This is a genomic window from Pseudomonas sp. TH43, from assembly GCF_016650635.1.
GTDB lineage: Bacteria > Pseudomonadota > Gammaproteobacteria > Pseudomonadales > Pseudomonadaceae > Aquipseudomonas.
The window spans coordinates 1,225,588-1,251,481 of the sequence record NZ_JAEKFI010000004.1; the positions used below are offsets into that span (position 1 = coordinate 1,225,588).

The window sequence follows — 25,894 nt, forward strand, 5'->3', positions numbered from 1 at the left end:
CGTTCGTCACCGCCGGGTAATAACAATAATGCACCCAAGCCTGACCGAAACACCTGCCCTGTCGCGCCGTGGCTTGCTGAAATTCAGCCTCGGCGCCACCGCGTTTCTGACCACTGTCGGCCTGGGCGCCAGCCTCAGCGGCTGTTCGTCGAACGTCACAGCCAACGGCTTCGTGGCATTGCGCGATGGCGACCTGCTGTTTTTACGCGCGCTGATTCCGGTGATGCTCGATGGCGCCGTGGCCGTCGAGAAAATGCCCGGAGCTGTCGACGGCACGCTCAAGTCGCTGGACTACAGCCTCAATCACCTGTCGCCGGAAATGCTCAAACTCACCCGACAATTGTTCGACGTCCTTGGCATGGCCGTGACGCGCGGGCCGCTGACCGGGATCTGGGGCAGCTGGGAAAACGCCAACGCCGAAGCGATGCGGCATTTCCTCGACCGCTGGGAAAACAGCTCGTTGAGCTTGTTGCGCATGGGGCATAGCTCATTGCAACAGATGGTGATGATGGCCTGGTACACCCGCGCAGAATCCTGGGCACATTGCGGTTATCCCGGGCCGCCTACCGTCTGAAATTGAGGCGCGGCCTTCGCGAGCAAGCTTTGCTCCTACAGGATTTGGGTTAAGCGTAGGAGCAAAGCTTGCTCGCGAAGGGGCCAGCAGCCACACCCTGCATCCAAAATAATAAAGAGAACCTGATCGATGCCCGTACCCGACCCGTTCCGCGAAGGCCTCGCCCGAGGCTGGAAAACCTACAACGGCGCACAACTGAGCAACGACCTGACCCTCGAAGCCGATGTCGCCATCATCGGCAGCGGCGCGGGTGGCGGCACCACGGCGGAAATTCTCAGCGCCGCCGGCTACAAAGTCCTGCTGATCGAAGAAGGTCCGCTGAAAACCAGCTCCGACTTCAAAATGCTCGAAGACCAGGCCTACAGCAGCCTCTACCAGGAAGGCATCGGTCGCATGAGCAAGGACGGCGCGATCACCATCCTCCAGGGCCGAGCGGTCGGCGGCACCACGCTGATCAACTGGACTTCGAGCTTCCGCACGCCAGAACCGACCCTCGAACACTGGGCCAAAGAGCACAACGTCAAAGGTCACAGCGCCGCCGAGATGGCGCCGTGGTTCGAAAAAATGGAGCAACGCCTCGGTGTCGCACCGTGGATGGTGCCGCCTAACGCCAATAACGACGTGATCCGCAAAGGCTGTGAGCAACTCGGCTATAGCTGGCACGTGATTCCGCGTAACGTGCGCGGCTGCTGGAACCTCGGATATTGCGGCATGGGTTGCCCGACCAACGCCAAGCAATCGATGATGGTCACGACCATTCCGGCGACCCTGGAAAAGGGCGGCGAGTTGCTCTACCTGGCCCGCGCCGAAAAACTGTTGATCAGCGGCGACAAGGTCACCGGCCTGCACTGCGTGGCGATGGACGAGCGCTGCGTCGAGCCGACGGGACGCACCATCACGGTCAAAGCGCGCCACTACGTGCTGGCCGGTGGTGGCATCAACAGCCCGGCACTGCTGCTGCGATCGGACGCGCCGGACCCTCACAAAGCCCTCGGCAAACGCACATTCCTGCATTTGGTGAACATGTCTGCCGCACGCTTCGACGAGGTCATCAACCCGTTCTACGGGGCGCCGCAGTCGATTTATTCCGACTATTTCCAGTGGAAGGATGGCGCCACCGGGCCAATGGGCTACAAACTCGAAGTGCCACCGCTGCATCCGGCGCTGGCGGCGACGCTGCTCGGTGGTTTCGGGCAGGAAAGCGCGCAACACATGGCTGACTTGCCACACACGCACGCCATGCTGGCGCTGCTGCGCGACGGTTTTCACCCGGACAGCCCCGGCGGCAATGTCGAGTTGCGTGGCGACGGCTCGCCGGTGCTCGACTATCAGGTATCGCCTTACGCCTGGGAGGGTTTGCGCCGGGCCTTCCTCAGCATGGCCGAGATCCAGTTCGCCGGCGGCGCCAAAGCAGTGATGCCAATGCATGCCGACGCCCGCTACGTCAAAACCCTCGCCGAAGCACGTACGCTGATCGATGGCTTGAGCCTTGAGTTGTATCGCACGCGACTGGGCAGCGCTCACGTCATGGGTGGCTGCGCAATGGGCGAAGAGCCGAAAAATGCGGTCACCGACAGCCTCGGCCGCCATCATCAACTGAGCAATCTGTCGATTCATGACGGCTCGCTGTTCCCCACCAGCATTGGCGCCAACCCGCAATTGTCGGTGTACGGGCTGACGGCACAATTGGCGACAGCCCTCGCCGATCGACTGAAAAACCCATGAAAAAGCGGAATATTCCGATCGTCTATAGTGCTTTCTTACCCAACAGGCGACTTGGCCGACCGGGACGGCTGCGATACCATCCGACTCCCCAACGGACTCCCGCCAGGACGACGCGATGAACCGAGTGTTGTACCCAGGTACCTTCGACCCTATTACCAAGGGCCATGGCGATCTGGTCGAACGCGCCTCGCGCTTGTTCGATCACGTGATCATTGCGGTCGCTGCCAGCCCGAAGAAAAACCCGCTGTTCCCGCTGGAACAACGGGTCGAACTGGCTCGCGAGGTCACCAAACACCTGCCGAACGTGGAAGTGGTCGGTTTCTCGACGCTGCTCGCGCATTTCGCCAAAGAGCAGAACGCCAACGTGTTCCTGCGCGGTTTGCGTGCGGTGTCGGACTTCGAATACGAATTCCAGCTGGCCAACATGAACCGCCAACTGGCGCCGGATGTGGAGAGCCTGTTTCTCACGCCGTCCGAGCGTTATTCGTTCATTTCTTCGACGCTGGTGCGGGAAATTGCCGCGCTGGGCGGCGATATCAGCAAGTTCGTCCACCCGGCCGTCGCTGAAGCCCTGACCCTGCGCTTCAAGAAGTAAGCGCTGCCGAAGGCTGCGATCCGGGTTTTTAGATCGCAGCCAACAGTGCCCTTGATCGCACCCGCGTGCACTGCGCTCGCCAATGCGGCACAATTGCGCGCATTGATTTATAGCGCCCGGGCCTTCCGCCCCGGCTGGAGTTAGCATGTCCCTGATCATCACCGACGATTGCATCAACTGCGACGTCTGCGAACCCGAGTGCCCGAACGCCGCCATTTCCCAAGGCGAAGAGATCTACGTGATCGACCCGAATCTGTGCACCCAGTGCGTCGGCCACTACGACGAACCACAGTGCCAGCAGGTCTGCCCGGTGGATTGCATTCCGCTGGACGAAGCGCATCCCGAGACTGAAGAGCAGTTGATGGAGAAGTACCGCAAGATCACCGGCAAGGCCTGAGTCCTTCAGCGCCTGTTCGGCCCTCTTCGCGAGCAGGCTCGCTCCCACATTGGAATGCATTTCAAACTGTGGGAGCGAGCCTGCTCGCGATGGGGCCATCAGCCTCACAACAAATCCCGATTCACTCGCGCTGCTCAAACCCCTCCCCCGTACACCCCAGACACCGCACAAACGCCGCTTTTGCCGGATCCACGACCAGCGCCTGCCCCGCATCGCCAACCCCGCCACCCAGCGCGGTAAACGGCAGCGACACGACAAATACGCCCGCACCGATCACTGTCGCCACCGCCAGCAAAGGTCGGGCAATCAGCAAATCACCGATCATGGCGTAGGCAGGTGGGTTCTGGATGGCGTAGCGCGGATCACCGCTGCCATTTTCCGTGGCTTGAGCAGCCTGGCTGGAACACAGCAGCAGCGTGAGAAAGAGGACTTGCAAGGATTTCATGGCACGATCCTTCGGGCTGAACAGTGAGACAACTCACTATAGACCGTAGGACTTTTTAAGCTTTTTGCTTCAGCTCTGGCAGCGTGGGCAGAACACACTCGCGCGCTGACCCAGCTTCACTTCGCGCAATCCGGTACCACAGACCTTGCAGTGTTCGCCGCCACGGCCGTAAACAAACAGTTCCTGCTGGAAATAGCCCGGCTGCCCGTCACCCCCAATGAAATCACGCAACGTGGTGCCGCCGCGCTCAATGGCCGCAGCAAGGATGCGTTTGATCTCGATCGCCAGTTTCAGATAACGCCCGCGGGAAATGCTACCGGCTTCGCGACGCGGATCGATGCCGGCGGCAAACAACGCTTCGGTCGCGTAAATATTGCCGACGCCGACCACTACCGCGTTGTCCATGATGAACGGCTTGACCGCCATCGACCGCCCGCGCGACAGCTGAAACAGGCGCTCGCCATCGAACAGATCGGTCAACGGCTCCGGCCCGAGACGAATCAGCAGTTCATGATTGAGCGGATCGTTACTCCAGAGCATCGCGCCGAAACGCCGTGGGTCGGTGTAACGCAAGGCCAAACCCGACTCCAGCTCGATATCGACATGCTCATGCTTGAGTGCCGGCAATCCGACCTCGACCAGACGCAAATTACCCGACATGCCCAAATGGCTGATCAACGTACCCACTTCAGCATTGATCAACAGATACTTGGCGCGGCGCTCGACCAGCACGATACGCTGCCCGGACAGGCGCACATCGAGGTCCTCCGGGATCGGCCAGCGCAGCCGCCGATCACGCACGATCACCCGGCTGACGCGCTGGCCTTCCAGATGCGGGGCAATGCCGCGGCGGGTGGTTTCGACTTCCGGCAATTCAGGCATGGTGTTCTCGAATCAATGCGCGCCGAGGTCGCGGATCGTTTGTTTGAGCGTTTCGAAATCGTAATCCGACAGACCTACGTAATCGAGTACCAGCGGCCCGACCGCGTTCCATTCGAAGTCTTCGGTCTGATTACCGAGCACACGATACGAGGCACAGATGTGCTCGGCCATTTTCAGCAGCGCCAACAGATTTTTCAGTTGGCTGTTGCGCGACGATTCATCGCTGAAGATCGCCAGGGCATTGTGGTGATTGGCGATGGCGGCGCTGACGTGCTCCGGCAGACGCCAGGATTTGGCGGTGTAATAACCAACCACGGCATGGTTGGTGTTGAACTCACGGTTTTCGGTGTCGACCACGCGGCATTCCGGGCTGGCGTTGGCGTAAGCCTTTTCCAGCACCGACATGTAATTGGGGAACCGTTGCAGCATCAACGGCACGCCGCAATCGTGGAACAGGCCCAAGGCATACGCCTCATCGCCGGCCTGGGTGCCGACACGCTTGGCCAGGGTCAGGCAAGTCATCGCCACGTCCTGGGCGGTGTCCCAGAAACGGTTGAGCGTGACGATAGTGTCGTCGTTCATCTCGCCCTTGATCGACTGTGCGTTGATCAGGTTGATGATCGAACGGCTGCCCAACAGGTTCACCGCGCGCTGAATCGAGGTGATCTTGTTGCTCAGGCCGTAATACGGCGAGTTGACGATTTTCAGCAGCGAACCGGACAGGCCGGGATCCTGAGCGATCAGTTTGGCGATCACCTCCAGATCCGGATCAGGCATGTACTGCTCCATTTGCAGATCCACCATGATCTGCGGCTGCGCGGGCACACTGATGCCTTGCAGCGATTGTTGAATCTGTTCGGTGGTCAGCTCTTGGGACATAAGTACACACTCTGGGACAGGCGGCGATTCTAACCGTTGAAACCGCAGGGCGACACACCGACGGGCATATTGGAGGAACTTTCATTCAAGCTCAGGCTTCGGAGTTTGTAAGGCCCAGCGGACAATTTCTGTCCGGCGCGGCAACAAATCCCCACAGACTCAGGAGCTTATCGATGGCCACTTCCCTCAACGGCAAGCGCGTCGCTTTTTTGGTAACCGATGGTTTCGAACAGGTTGAATTGACAGGTCCCAAGCAGGCATTGGAACAGGCCGGTGCTCAGGTCGATATCCTTTCGGCCGAGGAAGGCACGGTCAAAGGCTGGAACCATGACAAGCCGGCGGACGACTTTAAAGTTGACCAGACCTTCCAGGCTGCCAGTAGCGAGCAGTACGACGCGATCGTGCTGCCGGGCGGCGTGCAGAACTCCGACACCATTCGTATCGATCAGGACGCCCAGCATCTGGTCAAGACGGGCACCTCTGCCGGAAAACCGATTGCAGTGATTTGTCATGGTGGTTGGCTGTTGATTTCGGCAGGGCTGGTCAATGGCAAAACCATGACCAGCTACAAGACGCTCAAGGACGACCTGGTCAATGCCGGTGCCAACTGGGTCGATCAGGAGGTGGTCAAGGACGGACATTTGATCAGCAGCCGCCAGCCGGATGATATTCCGGCGTTCAGCAAAGAGTTGATCGATACACTGTCCGCCTAGCTTTCAAGGCAGTCTTCGCGAGCAAGCCCACTTCCACATGGGAATGCTTTTCTCCTTTCACACTGATCTATTGTGGCGAGGGGATTTATCCCCGTTCGGCTGCGCAGCAGTCGCAAAACCTGACAGCGCGGTGTATCAGACATACCGTGTCAGATGGCCTTGGGACGGCTGCGCCGTCCAACGGGGATAAATCCCCTCGCCACAGATAAATCCCCCCACATTGGGAACGCACCACATGTCCATTTGCCGGCCAATCAGCCGGCCTGACGCGCTATACTCCCGCTCTTTTTTCCGGAGCGACGTCATGTCCCTGCCTAGCTTGCGCCTCAAAGCCAACGCCGACCGTCGCCTGCGCGCCGGTCACCTGTGGGTCTACAGCAACGAAATCGATGTAGCCGCCACGCCACTGCACGGCTTCAATGCCGGCGATCAAGCCATCCTCGAAGCCGCGGGTGGCAAGCCGCTGGGCATCGTCGCGATGAGCCCGAACAACCTGATCTGCGCCCGTCTGCTGTCGCGCGACATCAAGCTGTCGCTGGACAAGTCGCTGCTGGTGCACCGTCTGAACGTCGCTTTGTCGCTGCGCGAGCGCCTGTTCGACAAGCCGTTCTATCGCCTGGTCTACGGTGATTCCGACTTGCTTCCAGGCTTGGTTGTCGACCGTTTCGGCGACATCCTCGTCGTGCAAATCGCTTCGGCGACCATGGAAGCGCACAAAGACGACGTGATCGCCGCGCTGACCCAAGTGCTCAAGCCAAGCGGCATTCTGTTCAAGAACGACTCCGCCGCCCGTGACGCCGAAGGCCTCAACCGCTACGTCGAAACCGTGTTCGGCCTGGTGCCTGAGTGGGTCGCGCTGGAAGAGAACGGCGTGAAGTTCGAAGCACCGGTCATCCAGGGTCAGAAAACCGGCTGGTTCTACGACCACCGCATGAACCGCGCGCGCCTGGCGCCTTATGCCAAAGGCAAACGCGTGCTCGACCTTTATAGCTACATCGGTGGCTGGGGCGTGCAGGCTGCCGCATTCGGCGCCAGCGAAGTGTTCTGCGTCGATGCCTCGGCTTTCGCCCTCGACGGCGTTGAGCGCAACGCTGCGCTGAACGGCTTCGCCGACAAGATGACTTGCATCGAAGGCGACGTTTTCGAAGCCCTGAAAGAGCTGAAAGCCAGCGAAGAACGCTTCGACGTGATCGTTGCCGATCCGCCAGCGTTCATCAAACGCAAGAAAGACATGAAGAATGGCGAAGGCGCCTACCGTCGCCTGAACGAGCAAGCCATGCGCCTGCTCAACAAGGACGGCATCCTGGTCAGCGCGTCGTGCTCGATGCACCTGCCGGAAGACGATCTGCAGAACATCCTCCTGACCAGCGCCCGCCACCTGGATCGCAACATCCAGTTGCTGGAGCGTGGGGGTCAGGGCCCGGATCATCCGGTGCACCCGGCCATCGCCGAGACCCGCTACATCAAGAGCATCACCTGCCGTCTGCTGCCTAACAGCTGATCGGTCAGTAAAAACGGGGAGCCCAAGGGCTCCCCGTTTTATTTTAGGACGGTGCAATGCCGTCGGCGCCCGTTAAATCCAATTCATTCCTACAACTAACTTCCTGAACTCTTGCAGGAAATTTCTCTGCATTCATGATTTAGCGAAAAACAACTTACAAATAAGCGTTCGACGTAAGGTTTGCTCCGACAAATTTACGGAATCTTCCTACTTAATATCCACTTGCCAATAATTAATTAGTAACTATGATTAAGTTGTCACCACGAGGTGGCATTCAATCTCAACGAACAAGGAGTTCATACTATGAAAGCAATTACCCTGGAAGCTAACAAAATCGCAAACCTGGCTTTTCTGGTTGCCCCTAAAGCCCGTTAAGTAAGTCAGGACGCTGGGGAGTGCCGGCAACCCAGCGTCCACCCGACCCTTCCAGAGTGAAGCATTGAACATGCACATCAATCCGTACCTATTCATATTACCGCGCACGCCCGGACAAATAGTCTGGAACTACAAAGACCACGTTCAACATGAACTCGATCTTAATTACGCCTGCCGACTTGCCAAACTTATCGACAACCCGAACATATTCGATCACGGCAACATAATAGACACACAACTGCTAAACGCAGGAATACTAACCGTTTCAAAAATAGACAACCCTGAATGGGGTTGGGATGAACTGTCGAAGATTTATCACATCGGCACTCAGAATATCCCGTGCGAACAGACACCACAGAATATCCACGAATGGTCCCGACAATACCTGAGCCACTGCAATGAAGTGCTGAGCAAACCGGCACCCGAAAACGAGCGTCCAGCGCCGGATACGAGCGAGCGCATCGTGCTGCCCGCGCCTTGCGAGTTGGCCGATGACAGCCTCGGCAGGGCGCTGCGTCAACGCAAGACCTGCCGTTCCTATACGGGTGAAGCGATCACGCTGAATGACGTCGCCACCCTGCTTTACTTGTCCCTCGGCTTTCTTCACGAGCGCGAAAACGACCGCGACGACAGCATCGCCAATGGTCTCCACGCCCGTCGCAGCAGCCCTTCGGGCGGAGGACTGAATGCGTGTGAGGGTTTTGTTCTGGCACAGAATGTCCGCGGCCTGGAGCCCGGCATTTATGCCTATCACTCGGCAGAGCATGCCCTGAGCCTGATCAACCCTTTGCCCGAATCGGCGCTGGGCAACCTGCTCGGCGGCCAACACTTCATCAATAACCTGCCGCTGGGGCTGTTCATCACTGCGCGCTTCGACAAGCTCTGGTGGAAATATGAACATTCGCGGGCTTATCGCATGGCCTTCGTCGAAGCGGGCCACCTTTCGCAATCTTTCCAGTTGATAGCCACAGCGCTGGGTCTCAATACCTGGCTGACCGGCGCGTTTGGCGATCATCAGGTCGAGAACCTGCTGGGCATCACCGGCAGCGCCGAGCAGCCGCTGTTCTTTGTCGGTTGCGGCGTCAGCGACGGTCAGGCGATGTGTCAGGAAATGCAGACCCTGCTGCAGGAAACGCAAGCATGAGCGCGCTGACCCCGGATCAACTCGAAGCACCTGTATCCTGGCCGCTCAAGTTCACCCTCAACGACTGGGACAACCGCGCCTCGGTGCGCACCAGCCAACATGACTACCAATTGCCGGATGACCTGCAGCAACAGCTGCAAACCCGCCACTGGTTTCCTCCGGCATTCCTGCCGTACCTGGCGCACCCTGCCGTTCAGGCTGCGGGCCTCGATGTTACGCACAGGCTGGCGGCCAATCATCTGGTGCACTTTCTCGACTACACCACGCTGCTCGAACATCGCATCGTCAACCGGGCTGTGGAAATCATTGTCCATGGCGAACTGCCCGCCTTCGTCCCGTCCCGAATGAAAAACGCTGCCCTGCAGCTGTACACCGACGAGGGTTACCACGCGCTGTTCTCCAATCGGCTCGCCGAACAGATTGCCAGCCTGCACGGCATTGCCGAACGCCCGGTAATGCCATTACGGATCACTCGACTGAACGCAGTGATCGCCCGAACGCCAGAAAGCAACCGCCCGCTGGCCTGGTTTCTGCTTGGTTTTGTCTCGGAAACCATTATTGCCCGCGAGCTGCTTGAGGTCTGTCGCGACAGTCTGGTCTCCAGCGTGAATGACATGCTGCGCGACCACCTCGCTGATGAGGCTCGCCACAGCCGGTATTTTTCCGAAGTGTTCCATTACCTGTGGCTGACCCTGAACAGCCGTCAACGCTCGTTTGCGGCAAAGATCCTGCTGGAAGTCATCAGGATTTTTTTCGAAGTCGATGAACGCTGGCTACAACAGAGTTTGCGTGGTGCGGGTATTGCCGACAGTGCCATCAGGGAAATTCTCGACGGTTTGGTCAATGCACACGCCGGCCGTCAGCGCGCCAAAACGGGAGCAATGGCTACGCTCGACGCACTGGAAAAAGCCGGATTCTTCGCACTCCCCAACAACCAGAAACTTTTTGCCAAGGCAGGATTGATCGATGGATGATGGAAAATCTGTGGTGACCACCCGACAACGACGCGCAGCTGTCAGCTTGCTCATGGCGATGGTGCTGCTGGGCGTGTTTCCGCTGGATGTCCTGCTGCCTTCTTTTCCGGCGCTGGCCGGACACTTCCGTACCTCCCCGGCGGACATCGCGCTGTCGATCAGCCTGTTTGCGGTGGGCATCGCCTTTGCTCAAGTATTGATAGGCCCGCTGTCAGACGTGATCGGCCGCAAGGGTTTGCTGCTGGCAGGCATGGCGGTCTCGATGATCGGCGCGCTCGGCTGCGTGGCCACCAGTGATTACACGTTGTTCCTGATATTCCGCGTGGTGCAGGCCCTGGGCTGCGGCTGTTTCGTGTTGTCACAGGCCTTGGTGCAGGATCTGTTCGAAGGCGAGCAGCGTGACCGTCTGCGCATTCTGATGGTGACCGCCACGGGGATCTTCATTTCGGTGTCGCCCCTGGCCGGCACCTTCCTGCAGGCCACCCTCGGCTGGCGCGGCAGCTTCTGGGTGTTCGCCGTGCTGGCTGCCGTCGTGCTGATCAAAGCCTGGCTGTTCCTGAACAACAGTCGCCCTGCTCACAGCGGCGTGCGCCTGGGTTTCATTCAGTCGTACCGGCGGGTGCTGGGAGATTTCGAATTCGTCAGCTATTGGCTGGTGTCGGCATTTGCCTTTGCCTGCCACTTCTCCTTCATCGTGATTTCGCCGCTGATCTTCATGGATCAACTGCAAATGGCGCCCTATGACTTCTCACTGATTCTGCTGATCTACGGTGCCGCCTATGTGGTGGGCGGCATCGTCGCCACACTGCTGAGTCGACGGGTCCGCCCCGGCCAGCAAATCATCGTCGGCCTGAGCCTGATTCTGCTGTCGGGTCTGACGATGCTGTACCTGTCCGCGAACTTTGCGCTGGCACCGGCCACCGTGCTGATCCCGATGCTGATCTGCACCGCCGGTACCACCATTGCCCGCCCGGCTGCCACGTCAAAGGCCATGAACGTGTTCCCCGAGATTGCCGGCACCTCGGCCTCGGCAGGCAGCACCCTCATCTTCATTTGCGGTGGCCTTATCAGCGCGCTGATCAGTTTGAGCCCGGCCAACCTGCAATTGACATTGGGCTACAGCTTTATTCTGCTGAGCACCGTGGCGTTGGCGCTCAACAGGCACATCAGTCTTCGCGCCAGAATCCTCGAAGCCAACGCCGTGGGTGGTGATTAGCCTGCCGGTCGTCATTCCACACACACCGTCGGTGCTGCAACAACACTTTGCGCCATTCCCTCCAGACGCCAGCGGTGTAGAATCGCCTGATTCATCGCCATTCATCCCCCGGCGGGTTTATGAGCTCAGGCTGAGACCAGCGGCGATCCCGCAACGTCATCGGCAACTTCCGGACACACGGCCATTTCTGAGTGTTCCAGACGTTCATAGAAGCTCACTCCCCTTTAGTACCTGATTAGCCGCCCGGAGTGTTCCATGCCAGATTACCGTTCGAAAACATCCACCCACGGCCGCAACATGGCCGGCGCCCGCGCACTGTGGCGCGCCACCGGGATGAAAGATGACGACTTCAAAAAGCCGATCATCGCCATTGCCAACTCGTTCACCCAGTTCGTGCCCGGGCACGTGCACTTGAAAGACCTGGGTCAGCTGGTTGCTCGCGAAATCGAACGCGCCGGTGGCGTAGCGAAAGAATTCAACACCATCGCCGTGGATGACGGCATCGCCATGGGCCACGACGGCATGCTCTATTCGCTGCCGAGCCGCGAGATCATCGCCGACTCCGTCGAGTACATGGTCAACGCCCACTGCGCCGACGCCATTGTCTGCATCTCCAACTGCGACAAGATCACCCCGGGCATGCTGATGGCTGCCTTGCGCCTGAACATTCCGGTGATCTTCGTTTCCGGCGGCCCGATGGAAGCCGGCAAGACCAAACTCGCGTCTCACGGCCTCGACCTCGTCGATGCCATGGTGATCGCCGCCGACGAAAGCGCTTCTGACGAGAAAGTCGCCGAGTACGAGCGCAGCGCCTGCCCGACCTGCGGTTCGTGCTCCGGCATGTTCACCGCCAACTCGATGAACTGCCTGACCGAAGCACTGGGTCTGGCATTGCCGGGCAACGGTTCGACCCTCGCTACCCACAGCGATCGCGAGCAGTTGTTCCTGCAGGCTGGCCGCACCATCGTCGAGCTGTGCAAGCGTTACTACGGCGAGAACGACGAATCGGTGCTGCCACGCAACATCGCCAACTTCAAAGCGTTCGAGAACGCGATGACGCTCGACATCGCCATGGGCGGTTCGACCAACACCATCCTGCACTTGCTCGCTGCCGCCCAGGAAGCCGAGATCGATTTCGACCTGCGCGACATCGACCGTCTTTCGCGCAGCGTTCCACAGCTGTGCAAAGTCGCGCCGAACATCCAGAAGTACCACATGGAAGACGTGCACCGCGCTGGCGGCATCTTCAGCATCCTCGGTTCGCTGGCCCGTGGCGGTCTGCTGCACACCGACCTGCCGACCGTGCACAGCCGCAGCATGGAAGAAGCCATCGCCAAGTGGGACATCACCCAGACTACCGATGAAGCCGTGCACCACTTCTTCAAGGCCGGCCCTGCCGGTATCCCGACGCAGACGGCGTTCAGCCAGTCGACCCGCTGGGAAACCCTTGATGACGACCGTGAAAACGGCTGCATCCGCAGCGTCGAACACGCCTATTCGCAAGAAGGTGGTTTGGCTGTGCTGTACGGCAACATCGCCCTCGACGGCTGCGTGGTGAAAACCGCCGGTGTCGACGAATCGATACACGTCTTCGAAGGCAACGCGAAAATTTTCGAAAGCCAGGACAGCGCCGTGCGCGGCATCCTCGCCGACGAAGTGAAGGCTGGCGACATCGTCATCATTCGCTACGAAGGCCCGAAAGGCGGCCCGGGCATGCAGGAAATGCTCTACCCGACGTCGTACCTGAAATCCAAAGGTCTGGGCAAAGCCTGCGCCTTGCTCACCGACGGTCGTTTCTCCGGCGGTACGTCGGGTCTGTCCATCGGTCACGCTTCGCCAGAAGCTGCGGCCGGCGGCGCGATCGGTCTGGTGCAGGACGGCGACAAAGTGCTGATCGACATTCCGAACCGTTCGATCAACCTGTTGGTCAGCGACGAAGAACTGGCTGCACGCCGCGCCGAGCAGGACAAGAAAGGCTGGAAACCAGTCGAGATTCGTCCACGCAAAGTGACCACCGCGCTGAAGGCCTACGCCCTGCTGGCGACCAGCGCCGACAAAGGTGCTGTGCGCAACAAGGCAATGCTCGACGGGCTGTAAGTTTTAGCCGCCGAATAAAAATGCCCCGCCAAGTGCGGGGCATTTTTTTGTCTGCCACGAGCTACTGAACACTGTAAATCCCCTGTGGGAGCGAGCCTGCTCGCGAATGCGGTATGTCAGAAACGAAGAGGATGACTGACACAACGCTTTCGCGAGCAGGCTCGCTCCCACACTAGACCTGTGTGGGTTACTGGATTTCTTCAGGTTTGACGATCACCCAGTTCTTGTCCGCCGTCACCGGCAACCCTTCCTTGGCCTGCGCCGCTGCATGTTTGGCCATCATGCCGTTCAACTGCGTCATGTACTTGTCCTTGCGGTTGATCCACAAGTGGATACCGCCCTTGGCCACATCAACATCGTGGAACAGCATGTAACCGTCGCTGGTCGGGGTATCGCCACCGACCAATACTGGCTTTTTCCACTCATCGATGTAGGTCAGGATCGCCGCGTGCTTGCCGGCCATCCACGTCGCCGGCGTCCACAGGTAAGGCGTCAGCTCTAGACCGAGGTTGGCCTTCTCGTCGTATTTGCCAGCAGTGATCTGCTTACGCGCGGTGGTCAATTCATTGGTTTCACGGTTTTTCAGCAGCGTGGTCACACCGATCACGTTCTGCGGTTTGACGTTGTAGCCGTACTTCGGATCAGCAGCGACCATACGCACCAGCTCTTCAGAAGCGGCGGTCATCACATAGACCTCGATGCCGTTCTCCATCAGCTTGTTGTACAGCTCAACCTGGCCGGTGAAGATTTTTGGCGGCTGCACGTCGAGGGTCTTGACCACATCGCCTTCGTAATAGGTCGCCGGCACCGGTTTGCCCGAGGCCATCAGCTCATCGACGTAGCCTTTGAGCTCCTTGAGGGTGAAGCCGGAGAACACCTGCGCCACCCACGGGTAGCAGACCATGTCGTCGACTTCGCAGAGACGGTAGTAGTAGCTGAACAGGCTTTCCTTGTGATCGGCGGTGTCCTTGAACGGCATCAGTTTCAGGGAAGGGTCGAGCTTGTCGCGGGTGATCAGGCCTTTGTTTTCCATGAACGGCAACAAGGACTCTTCGAGGTCGTAGCGGTAACTGGTGTTGTCCATGTCGAACACCGCGTAGTTACCCTTGTTGGCGTTGGCGGCGATCATCGCGTCCAGCGCTTTGGCCTGATCGGCCGGCCAATGCTTGAGGTCAGTGGCGAACGCCTGACCCGCCAGGCCCAAGCCCACAGCCAGCGCGACAGCCAGAAATTTCGGTGCGAACTTCATAAGCCCTTCTCCCTGATTCAAAGAGATCGACGCTAACAAATAAGTGTGACAGTCCTCGTCTGTCAGCGACCGTCCGCGTCCCCATTGCGCCAAATGCATTGCCGAGAGCGACACGCGCTTATTCCAAAAACGACGGACGCCCTGCGATTTCGGTATTAAATCAATGCAAATCAAACTGTTAGGCTTGCCGGTTCGCAGTCGCCCAAGCATGTGACTGGCACAAGTCTTATCGGAGTTTTCATGAATCTGCCGCTGATCCTCAATCTGCTGGTGTTCCTCGCCCTGCTCTTCGGCCTCGCGCAAACCCGCCACACCTCGTGGAGTCTGGCGAAAAAAGTCCTGCTCGCGCTGGTGTTGGGCGTGGCGTTCGGCGTGGCCCTGCACACCGTCTACGGCGCCGGCAACCCGGTGCTGAAAGCCTCGATCGGCTGGTTCGATCTGGTCGGCAACGGTTACGTGCAGTTGCTGCAAATGATCGTCATCCCGCTGGTGTTCGCCTCGATCCTCAGCGCCGTGGCGCGTCTGCACAACGCTTCGTCGCTGGGCAAGATCAGCTTCCTGACCATCGGCACGCTGCTGTTCACCACCGCGATTGCGGCGCTGATCGGCATCGGTCTGACCAATCTGTTCGGCCTCACCGCTGAAGGCCTGGTCGCCGGCACTCAGGAAATGGCCCGTCTGCAAACCATTCAGACTGACTACGCCGGCAAGGTCGCCGATCTGAATATTCCGCAACTGCTGCTGTCGTTCATCCCGCAGAACCCGTTCGCTGATCTGGCACGGGCCAAGCCGACCTCGATCATCAGCGTGGTGATTTTCGCTGCGTTCCTCGGGGTTGCCGCGCTGCAACTGCTCAAGGACGACGTCGAGAAAGGTCAGAAAGTGATCAACGCCATCGACACCCTGCAAGCCTGGGTGATGCGTCTGGTGCGTCTGGTGATGAAACTGACCCCGTACGGTGTGCTGGCACTGATGACCAAAGTGGTCGCCGGCTCCAACCTGCAAGACATCATCAAACTCGGCAGTTTCGTCGTGGTGTCGTACTTGGGCCTTGGCCTGATGTTCGTGGTGCACGGCTTGCTGGTGTCGGCGGCCGGGATCAACCCGTTGCGTTTCTTCCGCAAGATCTGGCCGGTGCTGACGTTCGCGTTCACCAGCCGCTCCAGCGCGGCGAGCATTCCGCTGAGCATTGAAGCGCAGACGCGTCGTCTGGGCATTCCACAATCGGTGGCCAGTTTTGCCGCGTCGTTCGGTGCGACCATCGGCCAGAACGGTTGCGCAGGTCTGTACCCGGCGATGTTGGCGGTGATGGTTGCGCCGACTGTTGGTATCAATCCGCTGGATCCGCTGTGGATCGCAACATTGGTGGCGATTGTGACCCTGAGTTCGGCCGGCGTGGCGGGCGTGGGTGGCGGTGCAACGTTCGCGGCGCTGATCGTGCTGCCGGCGATGGGCTTGCCGGTGTCACTGGTGGCGTTGCTGATTTCGGTGGAGCCGCTGATCGACATGGGTCGTACGGCGTTGAACGTGAGCGGCTCGATCACAGCCGGCGCGATCACCAGCCAGGTGATGCAGCAGACCGATAAAGAGTTGCTGGATGCCGATGAGCATGCGGAGCTAGCTCAGGCTTAACTGCAACACATACTTGTGGCGAGGGGATTTATCCCCGTTGGGTTGCGTAGCGACCCCATTATTTTGGGGCTGCTGCGCAACCCAACGGGGATAAATCCCCTCGCCACAATTCAGGCTTTTTCCCAGACTTCGAAGTTGTACGCGGGTTTATCGCCTTCCGCTGGATTCGGCACGTTCGACACCAGTTTCCACTGCTGCAAATCAAACTCCGGAAACCACGCATCGCCTTCCGGGCTCAGCGCCACTCGGGTCAGATACAGACGATCCGCCTGCGCCAGCCCTTGCGCATACAACTGCGCGCCGCCAATCAGCATCAGCTCATCGACGCCCTGCTCTTTCGCCCATTCCTCGGCGCGAACCACCGCGGCCTCCAGCGACGGATAAACCTCGGCACCTTCGAGCGCCAGATCGGCCTGACGGCTGACCACGATGTTCAAGCGCCCCGGCAACGGTCGACCGAGCGAATCCCAGGTCTTGCGGCCCATGATGATCGGCTTGCCGAGCGTGGTGGCCTTGAAGTATTTGAAATCCCCCGGCAAGTGCCAGGGCATGCTGTTGTCGACGCCGATCACGCGGTTTTCACCGAGGGCTGCGATCAGGCTGAGGGGGAGTGATTTAGTCATGCCGGCGAGGATACCAGAGCGCCGCTTACCCCGATAAGCGCCACAGCGGTTATGCTCACGGCTCAATTAAGCGACGGGATGCCGCGTGACTGAACTGACTCCACTGCAAAACCTCTGGTTGACCGAAACCGTGCGTCTGCGCGAAGAACACGCCGGCCCCCTGGATGACCTGGAAGCCAATCGACTGGCTCGCGCGGCCGGCGGCGATCTGCCGAGCCGTATTCAGCGCCGCGCGTTGTGGCTGGCCGAGCGTGACGGGCTGGCGGCCGCCCTCAAACACTGGCTGCAAGGCGCGCGTCTGGCGCTGGTGTTGCTGATGATTTTCGCGCTGTTGAGCGGCGCCGGGCTGGCCTTCGCCGCACTGGGGCAAACCCCGGTCAACGTGTTCTGGGCCTTGGGCAGCTTGCTCGGGCTGAACCTGATTCTGTTGTTGAGCTGGGTGCTGGGATTGATCTTCGCCGGCGAACACGGCGCTACCCTCGGCCGGTTATGGCTGTGGCTCAGCGAGAAACTCGCCCGCGACGCCAAAGCCGCACAACTGGCGCCCGCCCTCCTGCTGATGTTGCAACGCAAGAAACTCAATCGCTGGGCACTCGGTACGCTGGTCAACGGTTTGTGGCTAATGGCAATGCTGTGCGCATTGTTTCTGCTGCTGATGCTGATGGCGACCCGGCGCTACGGCTTCGTTTGGGAAACCACGATTCTCAGCGCCGACACCTTTATCCACGTCACCCACGCGCTCGGCTATCTGCCGTCGCTGCTGGGTTTCAACGTGCCAACCGTGGAGATGATCCGCGCCAGCGGCGACGGCGCACTCGATATCGAAAGCGCCCGTCAGGCCTGGGCGACCTGGCTGGTCGGCGTGTTGGTGGTGTACGGCGTCCTGCCGCGCCTGCTGTTGGCGCTGTTATGTTTCTGGCGTTGGAACATCGGCAAAGCCGCACTACGTCTGGACTTGAACCTGCCCGGCTACGCGCAATTGCGCGAACGCCTGATGCCGACCAGCGAGCGCCTCGGCGTCAACGATCCGGAGCCGGCGCAGATGCATCGCGTCGAAAGCGGCGTTGGCGAAATCGCCAGCGAAGGTGCGTTGCTGGTCGCCATCGAACTCGACGAGCAGCGTCCATGGCCGCCCGCGTTGCCGAAAAACGTCAGCAACGCCGGCATCCTCGACAGCCGCGAATCGCGCCATAAACTTCTCGAACAACTGAGCCGTTTCCCGCCGGCACGTCTGGCCATCGCCTGTGACCCACGACGCTCGCCGGATCGCGGCAGCCTCGCCTTGATCGCCGAACTGGCGCGTAGTGCGGGCGAAACCCGCGTCTGGCTGCTGCAAGCGCCACCCGGCGAAGCGCTGGACGCCGAGCGCCTCGGCGACTGGCACATCGCGTTGCAACAGCTTGAATTACCGTTCGCCGATTGCGCACCGTTGAACTGGCTGGAGACGGGTCATGACTGATGCCTGGAAAGCGCCGCTGAAACTCGCGGTGGTCGGCCACACCAACGTCGGCAAGACCTCGCTGCTGCGCACGCTGACCCGCGATGTCGGCTTCGGCGAAGTCTCCCATCGCCCAAGCACCACGCGGCATGTCGAAGGTGCGCGGTTGTCGGTGGACGGCGAGCCGTTGCTCGACCTCTACGACACGCCGGGGCTGGAAGACGCCATCGCCCTGCTGGATTTTCTCGAGCGCCTGGAACGCCCCGGTGAACGCCTCGATGGCCCGGCGCGACTGGCGCGGTTTCTCGACGGCAGCGAGGCGCGTCAGCGTTTCGAGCAGGAAGCCAAAGTGCTGCGACAACTGCTCGCCTCCGACGCCGGGCTGTATGTGATCGATGCCCGCGAACCGGTGCTGGCCAAGTACCGCGACGAACTTGAAGTGTTGGCCAGTTGCGGAAAACCGCTGCTGCCGGTGCTGAATTTTGTCAGCAGCGCCAACCATCGCGAGCCCGATTGGCGCGAGGCGCTGGCGCGGCTTGGCCTGCATGCGCTAGTACGCTTCGACAGCGTGGCGCCGCCGGAAGATGGCGAGCGGCGGCTGTACGAAAGCCTCGCGCTGCTGCTGGAAAATGCACGTCCGCAGCTGGAGCGGTTGATCGCTGATCAGCAAGCCCAGCGCCTCGCCCGTCAGCAAAGTGCGGCGCGACTGATCGCCGAACTGCTGATTGACTGCGCCGCGTGTCGACGCAGTGTGGTCAGTGAAGCCGAACAGGAACAGCAAGCCGTCAGCGAACTGCGCAAAGCCGTGCGTCAGCGCGAGCAGAAATGCGTCGAGGCGCTGCTCAAGCTCTATGCGTTTCGCCCGCAGGATGCAGCGGCCAGTGACTTGCCGTTGCTCGATGGCCGTTGGGGCGATGACCTATTCAACCCGGAAACCCTCAAGCAACTCGGCGTGCGCGTTGGTGGCGGCATCGCCGCAGGCGCGGCAGCCGGGGCTGGTGTCGATTTGCTGGTCGGCGGGATTACTCTTGGTGCCGCAGCACTCGCCGGAGCGATTGCCGGCGGCGCACTGCAAACGGCGCGCAGCTATGGCAGTCGCTTGCTCGGCAAGATCAAAGGGCAGCGCGAGCTGACGGTGGATGATGGGGTGCTGCGGTTGTTGGCGTTGCGTCAGCGGCAGTTGTTGCTGGCACTGGATCAGCGTGGGCATGCGGCGATGGACGCGGTTCAGGTGGCAACGCCACAGGACAAGACCTGGCGCGAGGGTAAATTGCCCGAGGCGCTGAGCAAGGCGCGGGCGCATCCGCAATGGTCTTCGCTGAATCCGCAGGCGAAGTTGAATCAGGCGGAGCGGCAGGAGCAGATTGAGGGTTTGGTTGAGAAGGTGCTAGAGCTTTAGATCGAACCCCCTCACCCCAGCCCTCGCCCCCAAGGGGTAGAGGGGGAAAGGGAGCAGATCTTCAAGCTTTTCCAAACCTGAGTTCGACTGAATATTTCAGGTCGGCGTATGACAGAAGATCAGTCCGTCGGCCCCCTCTCCCTCCGGGAGAGGGCTGGGGTGAGGGTGACAATCACGAGGCGGACAACAATGTCACAGCCTTACGCTTCAAAACCCCAAGATCCATCACCGGCACCGCCATCTCCTTGGCCAACTCATCCCACTGGCGCATCCGCAAACTGACGGCACACAACGGATCGCGCTCAAACGCATCCGCCTCGGCCTCAGTCATCACCCCGCCCTGATATTCCAGCGTCCTGCGACTCGCCTCACTCAACCGCTCGAAATAGCCCGGCTCGCGCAACGTCAGATACCGCTTGGCCTCAACGTGATATTCCACCAGCCGCGCCAGGCGCTCGCTGAATCCGGCTTCACGCAAGTAATCCGCGCCGAGGCGTTCATGGCTGACCACGCCATAGCCGCCCATGTTTTCCGCGCCTTCGGCACACAAGTGGCCGATGTCATGAAAGAACGCCGCCAGCACCACTTCGTCATCAAAACCTTCGGCCATCGCCAGCTCGGCTGCCTGAGACATGTGCTCGATCTGCGACACCGGCTCGCCGATGTAATCACGGGTGCCGAAGCGTTCATACAGCCCGAATACCCGCGCCACGATGTGTTGGTGATCGGCCATCAGATTTCCTCCAGCAAATGCGCCACGTTGCGCTCGGCCATCGCCGGGCCGACGCTCATGCCGACGCCAGTGTGCATCAGCGCCACACTCAACCCCGGTGCCGGGCGCAGGAACGAAAACGGCCCCGGCCCCCGGGAACCATAGACGCCCTGCCAACGCTCGACCACTTGCACCTCGCAGCCCAGCGTCTGTTCGGCCAGCTCGATCATCCAGTCGTCGACTTGCTCGGCGTTGAATGGCGATGGGTCGCTGCCGTAATGGTGCGAGTCGCCGATGATCAACTCGCCGTAAGGCGTCGGACTGATCAGCAGGTGAATGCCGTTTTCATGCAGGTGCGGTTGTTCTCGGAGAATCTGCGCCTGCACCGCTGCGGCTTCCGGCAGATCGGCGAAGGCGCCGTAGTGCACGCAACTCAGGCCGGTGAGCAAGGCGTGTTGCAGATTCAGCTCGACTTGCGGTTTGGCGCGGAGCATTTGCAAACGGCAGATCTGCGGATCGAGCGCGGCAATCGGCTCGGCCAGCAAGGTCTGATAGTCGTGGCCGGAGCAGACGATGATCTGCTTGGCGGTGAAGCTGCCGGCGGTGCTTTGCAGGTGCCCCGGCTCGACGTCGCGTACCAGCGTGGAGAAGTGGAACTCGACGCCGAGGTCGCGACGCAGGTAGTCGATCAACGCCGGCATCGCTTCGCGCGAATACAACTGTTGATCGTCGGCGCCGTGAAGTGCGGCGCGGTGATGGCTGAACTGGCCGTTGTACACGTCGCGCAGTGCCGCGCCGCGCAGCAGGTCAACGTTGTAACCGTGCTCGACGGCGCGCCCGGCGCAGAAGGCTTCGAGCAGATGTTCTTCGGCTTCGGTGCGGGCGAACAGATACGAGCCGTTGCGTTTGATTTTCAGCCCGGCGAGTTGCGCCCAGTCGCCCCAGATGTCGCGGCTGGCCTTGGCCAGTTCGAGCATTTGGCCCGGAGGCTGGCCGGTGACCAGCGCCTGGCCGAAGTTGCGCACCGAGGCGCCGAGGGGCGTGGCGGTGCGTTCGAAAACAGTGACCTTGAGGCCGCGTTTGGCGGCGGCGTAGGCGTGGGACAGGCCGAGGATGCCGGCACCTACGATGAGCAGGTCTTTGTATTGGGTCATTTGGAGGTGCTCTGAATGAGAGACCGCTATCGCTGGCAAGCCAGCTCCCACAGGTATCGAGGTGTTCACAAAATCTGTGTTCACCGCAAAACCCTGTGGGAGCTGGCTTGCCAGCGATGAGGCCCTGTCAGTCGATAAAAATGTTACTTGGCGACGACTTTTTCCGACTTGCCGTCATAGCGCTTGCGCCACTCGTTGAGGATTTCGTCGCGATTTTTCGAGGCCCAGGCAAAGTCGTTCTTGATCAGACGCTGCTCGTAATCCGCCGGCAGTTCGGTTTGCGGCTTGGCAATACCCGGCTGCGCGAGCACGGCGAAGTTCTCCTTGTACAGATCCATCGCCTCGGCACTCGCCGAGAAGTCAGCCAGTTTCTTCGCCGCGTCTTCATGCGGCGTGCCCTTGATCACCGCCGTCGCTTCGATCTCCCAGCCCAGACCTTCCTTCGGCAGGATAATGTCCAGCGGCGCGCCCTGACGCTTCAACTGCACCGCTGGGTACTCAAAGGAAATCCCGATCGGAAACTCGCCCGCCGCCGCTAACTTGCAAGGCTTGGAACCGGAGTGAACGTACTGACCGATGTTCTGGTGCAGACCGTCCATGTACGCCCAACCCTGCTTCTCGCCGAAGGTTTGCAACCAGGCGCTGACGTCGAGGAAACCGGTGCCGGACGACGCCGGGTTGGGCATGACGATCTTGCCTTTGTACTCAGGCTTGGTCAGGTCCTGCCAGCTCACTGGCTTGCTCAAACCCTGCTTCTCGGCTTCGACGGTGTTGAAGCAAATGGTCGCGGCCCAGACGTCCATGCCGACCCACGCTGGCGGATTTGCGGCGTCGCGGTAGTTCGCGCCGATCTTGCCGAGATCCTTCGGCGCGTAGCTTTGCAGCATGCCTTGCTGATCGAGGATCGCCAGGCTGGAAGCCGCCAGGCCCCACACCGCGTCAGCCTGTGGACGGGCCTTTTCGGCGAGCAGTTTGGCGGTGATGATCCCGGTGGAATCACGTACCCATTTGATCTCGACGTCCGGGTTGGCCTTTTCGAACGCGGCTTTATAAGCGGTCAGTTGCTCGGCTTCGAGGGCGGTGTACACCGTCAACTCGGTTTTTGCCGCAAAGGCATTCAGGCTGAAAGTAGCGAGCACAGCAGCGGCCAGAGCCATAGGCTTGAACATGATCGTTTTCCTGTAATGAGTTGAACGGGGTTTAAATCAGTGACCGGGCGCGGTTTGCCGCCAGGCTTGAGAACGGCGCAGCAAGCCGCGCGAAGCCCACGCCAGCAGCAGGGACACGCCCGCCGAGGTGAACAGAATCAGAGTCGACATCGCCGCCGCGCCGCCGACGTTGCCGGCGTCATCCATGTTCAGCACCGCGACCGACGCGAGGATGGTGTCGGGGCTGTAGAGGAAGATCGCAGCGGAAACCGTGGTCATCGCCGAGACGAACAGGTAGCGCACGATGTCGAGCAGCGCCGGCAGACAGATCGGCACGGTGACGCGCAGGTAGTGCCGATACAGCGGCGCCTTCAGCGACAGCGCAGCGGCTTCGAACTCGGCATCGAGTTGGCGCAGCGCAGTGGTCGCGGTCATTTGTGCGGTGGTCAGATAGTGCGCAATGGTGCAGACGATCAGCAGCGTCATCGTCCCGTAGAGCACGTGCAACGGGTTGCCGCTGAGGTTGAAGAAGAAGACGTAACCCAGACCGAGCACCAGCCCCGGCACCGCCATCGGCACAAAACTGAGCATGCGCAACGCCAGGTTCAGGCCGCGCTGGCCGCGGGTTTTCTCCATCAGGTAAGCACCGGTGAAGATCAGCACGCTACCGATCAGCGCTGTGCCCAAGGCCATCTTCAAACTGTTGCTGTAGGCCAGCCAGCCACCGCCGGCGGTTTCGTTGAACTGGTAATGGTTGAGCGACAGCGACAGGTTGTACGGCCAGAACTTCACCAGCGACGAAAACACCGCCATACCGAACACCAGAATCAACGCGGCGCTGATCAACAAGACAATCGCCAGATAGCAGCCATCGCGCAGCTTCGACGGCGCCGGTTTGAACACCTGGGCACGACCGCTCATGGAATCACCATGACGGCGACGCAGCCAGGCATCGACGCCAAAGCTGAACAGCGCCGGCAGCAACAGCACCATGCCGATCAACGCGCCACGACCGAACTGCTGCTGACCGACTACGGCTTTGTAGGCTTCCAGCGCCAACACTTGATAGTCGCCACCGACCACCACCGGCACACCGAAATCGGTGATGGTCAGGGTGAACACCAGACAGAACGCGGCGAACACCGCCTGGCGCGTCGCCGGCCAGGTGATGCTGCGAAAGGCCTTGGCCGGACTGGCGCCCATGCTCGACGCGGCATCGAAAAGGCGTGCGTCCGCCAGCGACAACGCCGACAGCAAAATCATCAACGCATGCGGGAAGGTGTAAATCACCTCGCCCAGCACAATCCCCCAGAAGCCGTAGATATTGTCCGAGAGCAGCCCGCGCAACATGCCTTGGTTGCCGAACAGATAGACCAGCGCAATACCCGGCAGCATCGACGGCGCCATCAACGGCAGCAGGGAAATCCCGCGCCAGATGCCCTTGGCCGGAATCATTGTGCGTTGCAGCGCGTAGGCAAACAGATAGGCCAGCGGCACGACGATGGCCGCGACACTGAGGGAAACCTTAAGGCTGTTGCCGAGCAGCCAGTGGAAATTCTCGCTGGTCACCAGTTCCTTCGCCGCAACCCAGCCACCGCCCTGCCCGGCTTCACTGCTGAAGCCGCGCCAGAAGATCGCCAGCAACGGCAACAGCACCGCAACGCCAAGCAATACCAGCAGCAGGAGTTTGCCGCCAACGACGAAAATGCGGTCGCCGATCTCGGCTTTCGAAGCCTGTCGCACCTGCTTGTGCGGTAGCGGCAGCGCGAGATTGCTGTTCATCAGGCAAACACCTGCAAGCTGCGCGGCGGCAAGGCGACCATGATTTGTTGAGCACCGAGGCGTGGCATGGCTTCCGGCGCGAGCTCGGCGAGCAGTGCGTGGCCCGGCAGTTGATCGAGTTCGAAGCTCATGCGGCAACGGTTGCCGAGGAAAGTGATCTCACGAACCTTGGCCGGGAACAGGTTTTCTTCGTGCACCGGAGGATTGACGTTGATCGCTTCCGGACGGCAGAACAGACGGCCCGAAGCACGCTGGACGCTGCCGTCGCTCAAGCGCAGGCTCATCCCGCCGACCTGCGCATGACTGTCGCTGCTGCGCTGGAACGGCAGCCAGTTGCCCTGGCCGACGAACTCGGCCACGAACGGCGTGGCCGGGCGGTTATAGATTTCCTGCGGGGTGGCGTACTGCTCGACGCGGCCGTTGTTCATCACGGCGATGCGGTCGGCCATCAGCATGGCCTCGTCCTGATTGTGCGTGACCATCAGGGTGGTGATGCCGAGGTTGCGCTGCAGTTGGCGCAACTCGGTGCACAGATGCTCGCGGACGCGGGCGTCGAGTGCCGACATCGGTTCATCGAGCAACAACAGCGAGGGCGCCGGCGCCAGCGCACGGGCCAGCGCGACACGTTGCTGTTGGCCGCCGGACAATTGGCCGGGGTATTTTTTCTCGCTGCCGGTGAGGCCGACCAGTTCGAGCATCTGCCCGACGCGGCGGCGCACCTCGTCGCGACCGCTGCCGGCGAGGCCGTAGGCAATGTTCGCTTCGACGGTGAGATTGGGGAACAGCGCGTAGGACTGGAACAAAATCCCGTAGTCGCGGGCCTGCGGGGCGAGGTACGAGACGTCGCGATCGCCGAGGTACAACTCGCCGCTGTCCTGCTTTTCCAGGCCGGCGATGCAGCGCAGCAGCGTGGTCTTGCCGCAGCCCGACGGGCCGAGCAGGCACACCAGTTCACCGGCGGCGACGTCGAGGGAGACGTTATCCAGTGCGGTGAACGCGCCGAAGCGTTTCTGCACGCCGCGCACTTTCATCGGCGCACCGGGGTTGGTCAGGGCAGTTGCGATGGTAGGATTCATGGACAGACCTCATCAAGCAGATGGGGCCAATCCTAGAGTTGCAATGCGTCCGTCATGTGGCAACGAGGCAAAAACGGCCGATAGTGGTATTCGGGGATTTTGGTTCAAGTGATGGGGTGACTGATCTGGCGCCTTCGCGAGCAGGCTCGCTCCCACAGAGGATA

The 25,894-nt window shown here is 60.5% G+C and carries 23 protein-coding genes; 13 read left to right on the forward strand and 10 right to left on the reverse strand.

The genetic code is table 11. The features are described from left to right. Positions 1 to 28 precede the first annotated feature (28 nt). From JFT81_RS21975 to JFT81_RS21990, 4 genes are all read left to right on the forward strand, one after another. Positions 29 to 574 carry a twin-arginine translocation pathway signal protein gene (locus JFT81_RS21975; protein WP_201229013.1) on the forward strand — a complete coding sequence of 182 codons (546 nt, stop codon included), beginning with the start codon at positions 29 to 31 and terminating at the stop codon, positions 572 to 574. A 129-nt stretch (positions 575 to 703) separates the two neighbouring features. Further along, positions 704 to 2,299, forward strand: a complete 1,596-nt coding sequence (locus JFT81_RS21980) for a GMC family oxidoreductase (RefSeq protein WP_201229015.1) — start codon at positions 704 to 706, stop codon at positions 2,297 to 2,299. Positions 2,300 to 2,414: 115 nt separating this feature from the next. Continuing rightward, a complete protein-coding gene (coaD, locus tag JFT81_RS21985) occupies positions 2,415 to 2,894 on the forward strand; it encodes a pantetheine-phosphate adenylyltransferase (RefSeq protein WP_007953414.1) in 480 nt (159 codons plus the stop codon). Positions 2,895 to 3,039: 145 nt separating this feature from the next. Continuing rightward, positions 3,040 to 3,291: a YfhL family 4Fe-4S dicluster ferredoxin gene (locus tag JFT81_RS21990; protein ID WP_003195146.1), complete on the forward strand. Its 252-nt coding sequence runs from the start codon at positions 3,040 to 3,042 to the stop codon at positions 3,289 to 3,291. Positions 3,292 to 3,412: 121 nt separating this feature from the next. Here JFT81_RS21990 and JFT81_RS21995 read toward each other — a convergent pair whose 3' ends face one another. The 3 genes from JFT81_RS21995 to JFT81_RS22005 form a co-directional block, all read right to left on the reverse strand. Beyond that, positions 3,413 to 3,736, reverse strand: a complete 324-nt coding sequence (locus JFT81_RS21995) for a multidrug transporter (protein ID WP_201229017.1) — start codon at positions 3,734 to 3,736, stop codon at positions 3,413 to 3,415. 69 nt (positions 3,737 to 3,805) lie between these two features. Continuing rightward, positions 3,806 to 4,618 carry a bifunctional DNA-formamidopyrimidine glycosylase/DNA-(apurinic or apyrimidinic site) lyase gene (gene mutM / locus JFT81_RS22000; RefSeq protein WP_201229019.1) on the reverse strand — a complete coding sequence of 271 codons (813 nt, stop codon included), beginning with the start codon at positions 4,616 to 4,618 and terminating at the stop codon, positions 3,806 to 3,808. 12 nt (positions 4,619 to 4,630) lie between these two features. Further along, entirely contained in the window at positions 4,631 to 5,443 is an 813-nt protein-coding gene (locus tag JFT81_RS22005) for an HDOD domain-containing protein (RefSeq protein ID WP_201230616.1), read from the reverse strand. A 227-nt stretch (positions 5,444 to 5,670) separates the two neighbouring features. Here JFT81_RS22005 and JFT81_RS22010 point away from each other — a divergent pair, with 227 nt between their 5' ends. From JFT81_RS22010 to ilvD, 6 genes are all read left to right on the forward strand, one after another. Next, entirely contained in the window at positions 5,671 to 6,210 is a 540-nt protein-coding gene (locus JFT81_RS22010) for a type 1 glutamine amidotransferase domain-containing protein (RefSeq protein WP_201229022.1), read from the forward strand. Between the two features lie 304 nt (positions 6,211 to 6,514). Next, positions 6,515 to 7,711: a class I SAM-dependent rRNA methyltransferase gene (locus JFT81_RS22015; protein WP_201229024.1), complete on the forward strand. Its 1,197-nt coding sequence runs from the start codon at positions 6,515 to 6,517 to the stop codon at positions 7,709 to 7,711. A 445-nt stretch (positions 7,712 to 8,156) separates the two neighbouring features. Further along, on the forward strand, positions 8,157 to 9,230 hold the full coding sequence (locus tag JFT81_RS22020; protein ID WP_201229025.1) for a SagB family peptide dehydrogenase: 1,074 nt from the start codon (positions 8,157 to 8,159) through the stop codon (positions 9,228 to 9,230). Beyond that, positions 9,227 to 10,204: a diiron oxygenase gene (locus tag JFT81_RS22025; RefSeq protein ID WP_201229026.1), complete on the forward strand. Its 978-nt coding sequence runs from the start codon at positions 9,227 to 9,229 to the stop codon at positions 10,202 to 10,204. Before JFT81_RS22020 ends, JFT81_RS22025 begins: the two co-directional genes overlap by 4 nt. Continuing rightward, positions 10,197 to 11,420, forward strand: coding sequence for an MFS transporter (locus tag JFT81_RS22030; RefSeq protein ID WP_201198608.1), 1,224 nt, complete (start codon positions 10,197 to 10,199; stop codon positions 11,418 to 11,420). Before JFT81_RS22025 ends, JFT81_RS22030 begins: the two co-directional genes overlap by 8 nt. A gap of 255 nt (positions 11,421 to 11,675) precedes the next feature. Continuing rightward, positions 11,676 to 13,517, forward strand: coding sequence for a dihydroxy-acid dehydratase (gene ilvD / locus JFT81_RS22035; RefSeq protein ID WP_201229028.1), 1,842 nt, complete (start codon positions 11,676 to 11,678; stop codon positions 13,515 to 13,517). A 187-nt stretch (positions 13,518 to 13,704) separates the two neighbouring features. Here ilvD and JFT81_RS22040 read toward each other — a convergent pair whose 3' ends face one another. Continuing rightward, positions 13,705 to 14,766 (reverse strand): haloacid dehalogenase-like hydrolase, encoded by a 1,062-nt coding sequence (locus tag JFT81_RS22040; RefSeq protein WP_201229029.1) that lies wholly within the window; start codon positions 14,764 to 14,766, stop codon positions 13,705 to 13,707. A gap of 240 nt (positions 14,767 to 15,006) precedes the next feature. Between JFT81_RS22040 and JFT81_RS22045 the strand changes: the two genes are divergently transcribed. Beyond that, a complete protein-coding gene (locus JFT81_RS22045) occupies positions 15,007 to 16,398 on the forward strand; it encodes an L-cystine transporter (RefSeq protein WP_201229030.1) in 1,392 nt (463 codons plus the stop codon). Between the two features lie 110 nt (positions 16,399 to 16,508). On the opposite strand, the gene JFT81_RS22050 is transcribed toward JFT81_RS22045, so the two are convergent. After that, entirely contained in the window at positions 16,509 to 17,021 is a 513-nt protein-coding gene (locus tag JFT81_RS22050) for a dihydrofolate reductase (RefSeq protein WP_201229031.1), read from the reverse strand. Positions 17,022 to 17,106: 85 nt separating this feature from the next. Between JFT81_RS22050 and JFT81_RS22055 the strand changes: the two genes are divergently transcribed. Continuing rightward, the gene (locus JFT81_RS22055; protein WP_201229033.1) at positions 17,107 to 18,480 is read left to right on the forward strand and encodes a DUF2868 domain-containing protein; all 1,374 of its coding nucleotides are present in this window, start codon (positions 17,107 to 17,109) and stop codon (positions 18,478 to 18,480) included. Then, positions 18,473 to 19,858: a GTPase/DUF3482 domain-containing protein gene (locus JFT81_RS22060; protein WP_201229035.1), complete on the forward strand. Its 1,386-nt coding sequence runs from the start codon at positions 18,473 to 18,475 to the stop codon at positions 19,856 to 19,858. Before JFT81_RS22055 ends, JFT81_RS22060 begins: the two co-directional genes overlap by 8 nt. A 172-nt stretch (positions 19,859 to 20,030) precedes the next feature. On the opposite strand, the gene JFT81_RS22065 is transcribed toward JFT81_RS22060, so the two are convergent. The 5 genes from JFT81_RS22065 to JFT81_RS22085 form a co-directional block, all read right to left on the reverse strand. Next, on the reverse strand, positions 20,031 to 20,591 hold the full coding sequence (locus tag JFT81_RS22065) for a phosphonate degradation HD-domain oxygenase (RefSeq protein WP_201229037.1): 561 nt from the start codon (positions 20,589 to 20,591) through the stop codon (positions 20,031 to 20,033). Continuing rightward, a complete protein-coding gene (locus tag JFT81_RS22070; protein WP_201229040.1) occupies positions 20,591 to 21,724 on the reverse strand; it encodes a TIGR03364 family FAD-dependent oxidoreductase in 1,134 nt (377 codons plus the stop codon). The genes JFT81_RS22065 and JFT81_RS22070 overlap by 1 nt, the downstream gene beginning before the upstream one ends. A gap of 143 nt (positions 21,725 to 21,867) precedes the next feature. Next, on the reverse strand, positions 21,868 to 22,893 hold the full coding sequence (locus JFT81_RS22075; RefSeq protein ID WP_201229042.1) for a putative 2-aminoethylphosphonate ABC transporter substrate-binding protein: 1,026 nt from the start codon (positions 22,891 to 22,893) through the stop codon (positions 21,868 to 21,870). A 36-nt stretch (positions 22,894 to 22,929) separates the two neighbouring features. Then, positions 22,930 to 24,654 (reverse strand): putative 2-aminoethylphosphonate ABC transporter permease subunit, encoded by a 1,725-nt coding sequence (locus JFT81_RS22080; protein WP_201229044.1) that lies wholly within the window; start codon positions 24,652 to 24,654, stop codon positions 22,930 to 22,932. Beyond that, a complete protein-coding gene (locus tag JFT81_RS22085; RefSeq protein ID WP_201229046.1) occupies positions 24,654 to 25,730 on the reverse strand; it encodes a putative 2-aminoethylphosphonate ABC transporter ATP-binding protein in 1,077 nt (358 codons plus the stop codon). Before JFT81_RS22085 ends, JFT81_RS22080 begins: the two co-directional genes overlap by 1 nt. Positions 25,731 to 25,894 lie beyond the last annotated feature (164 nt).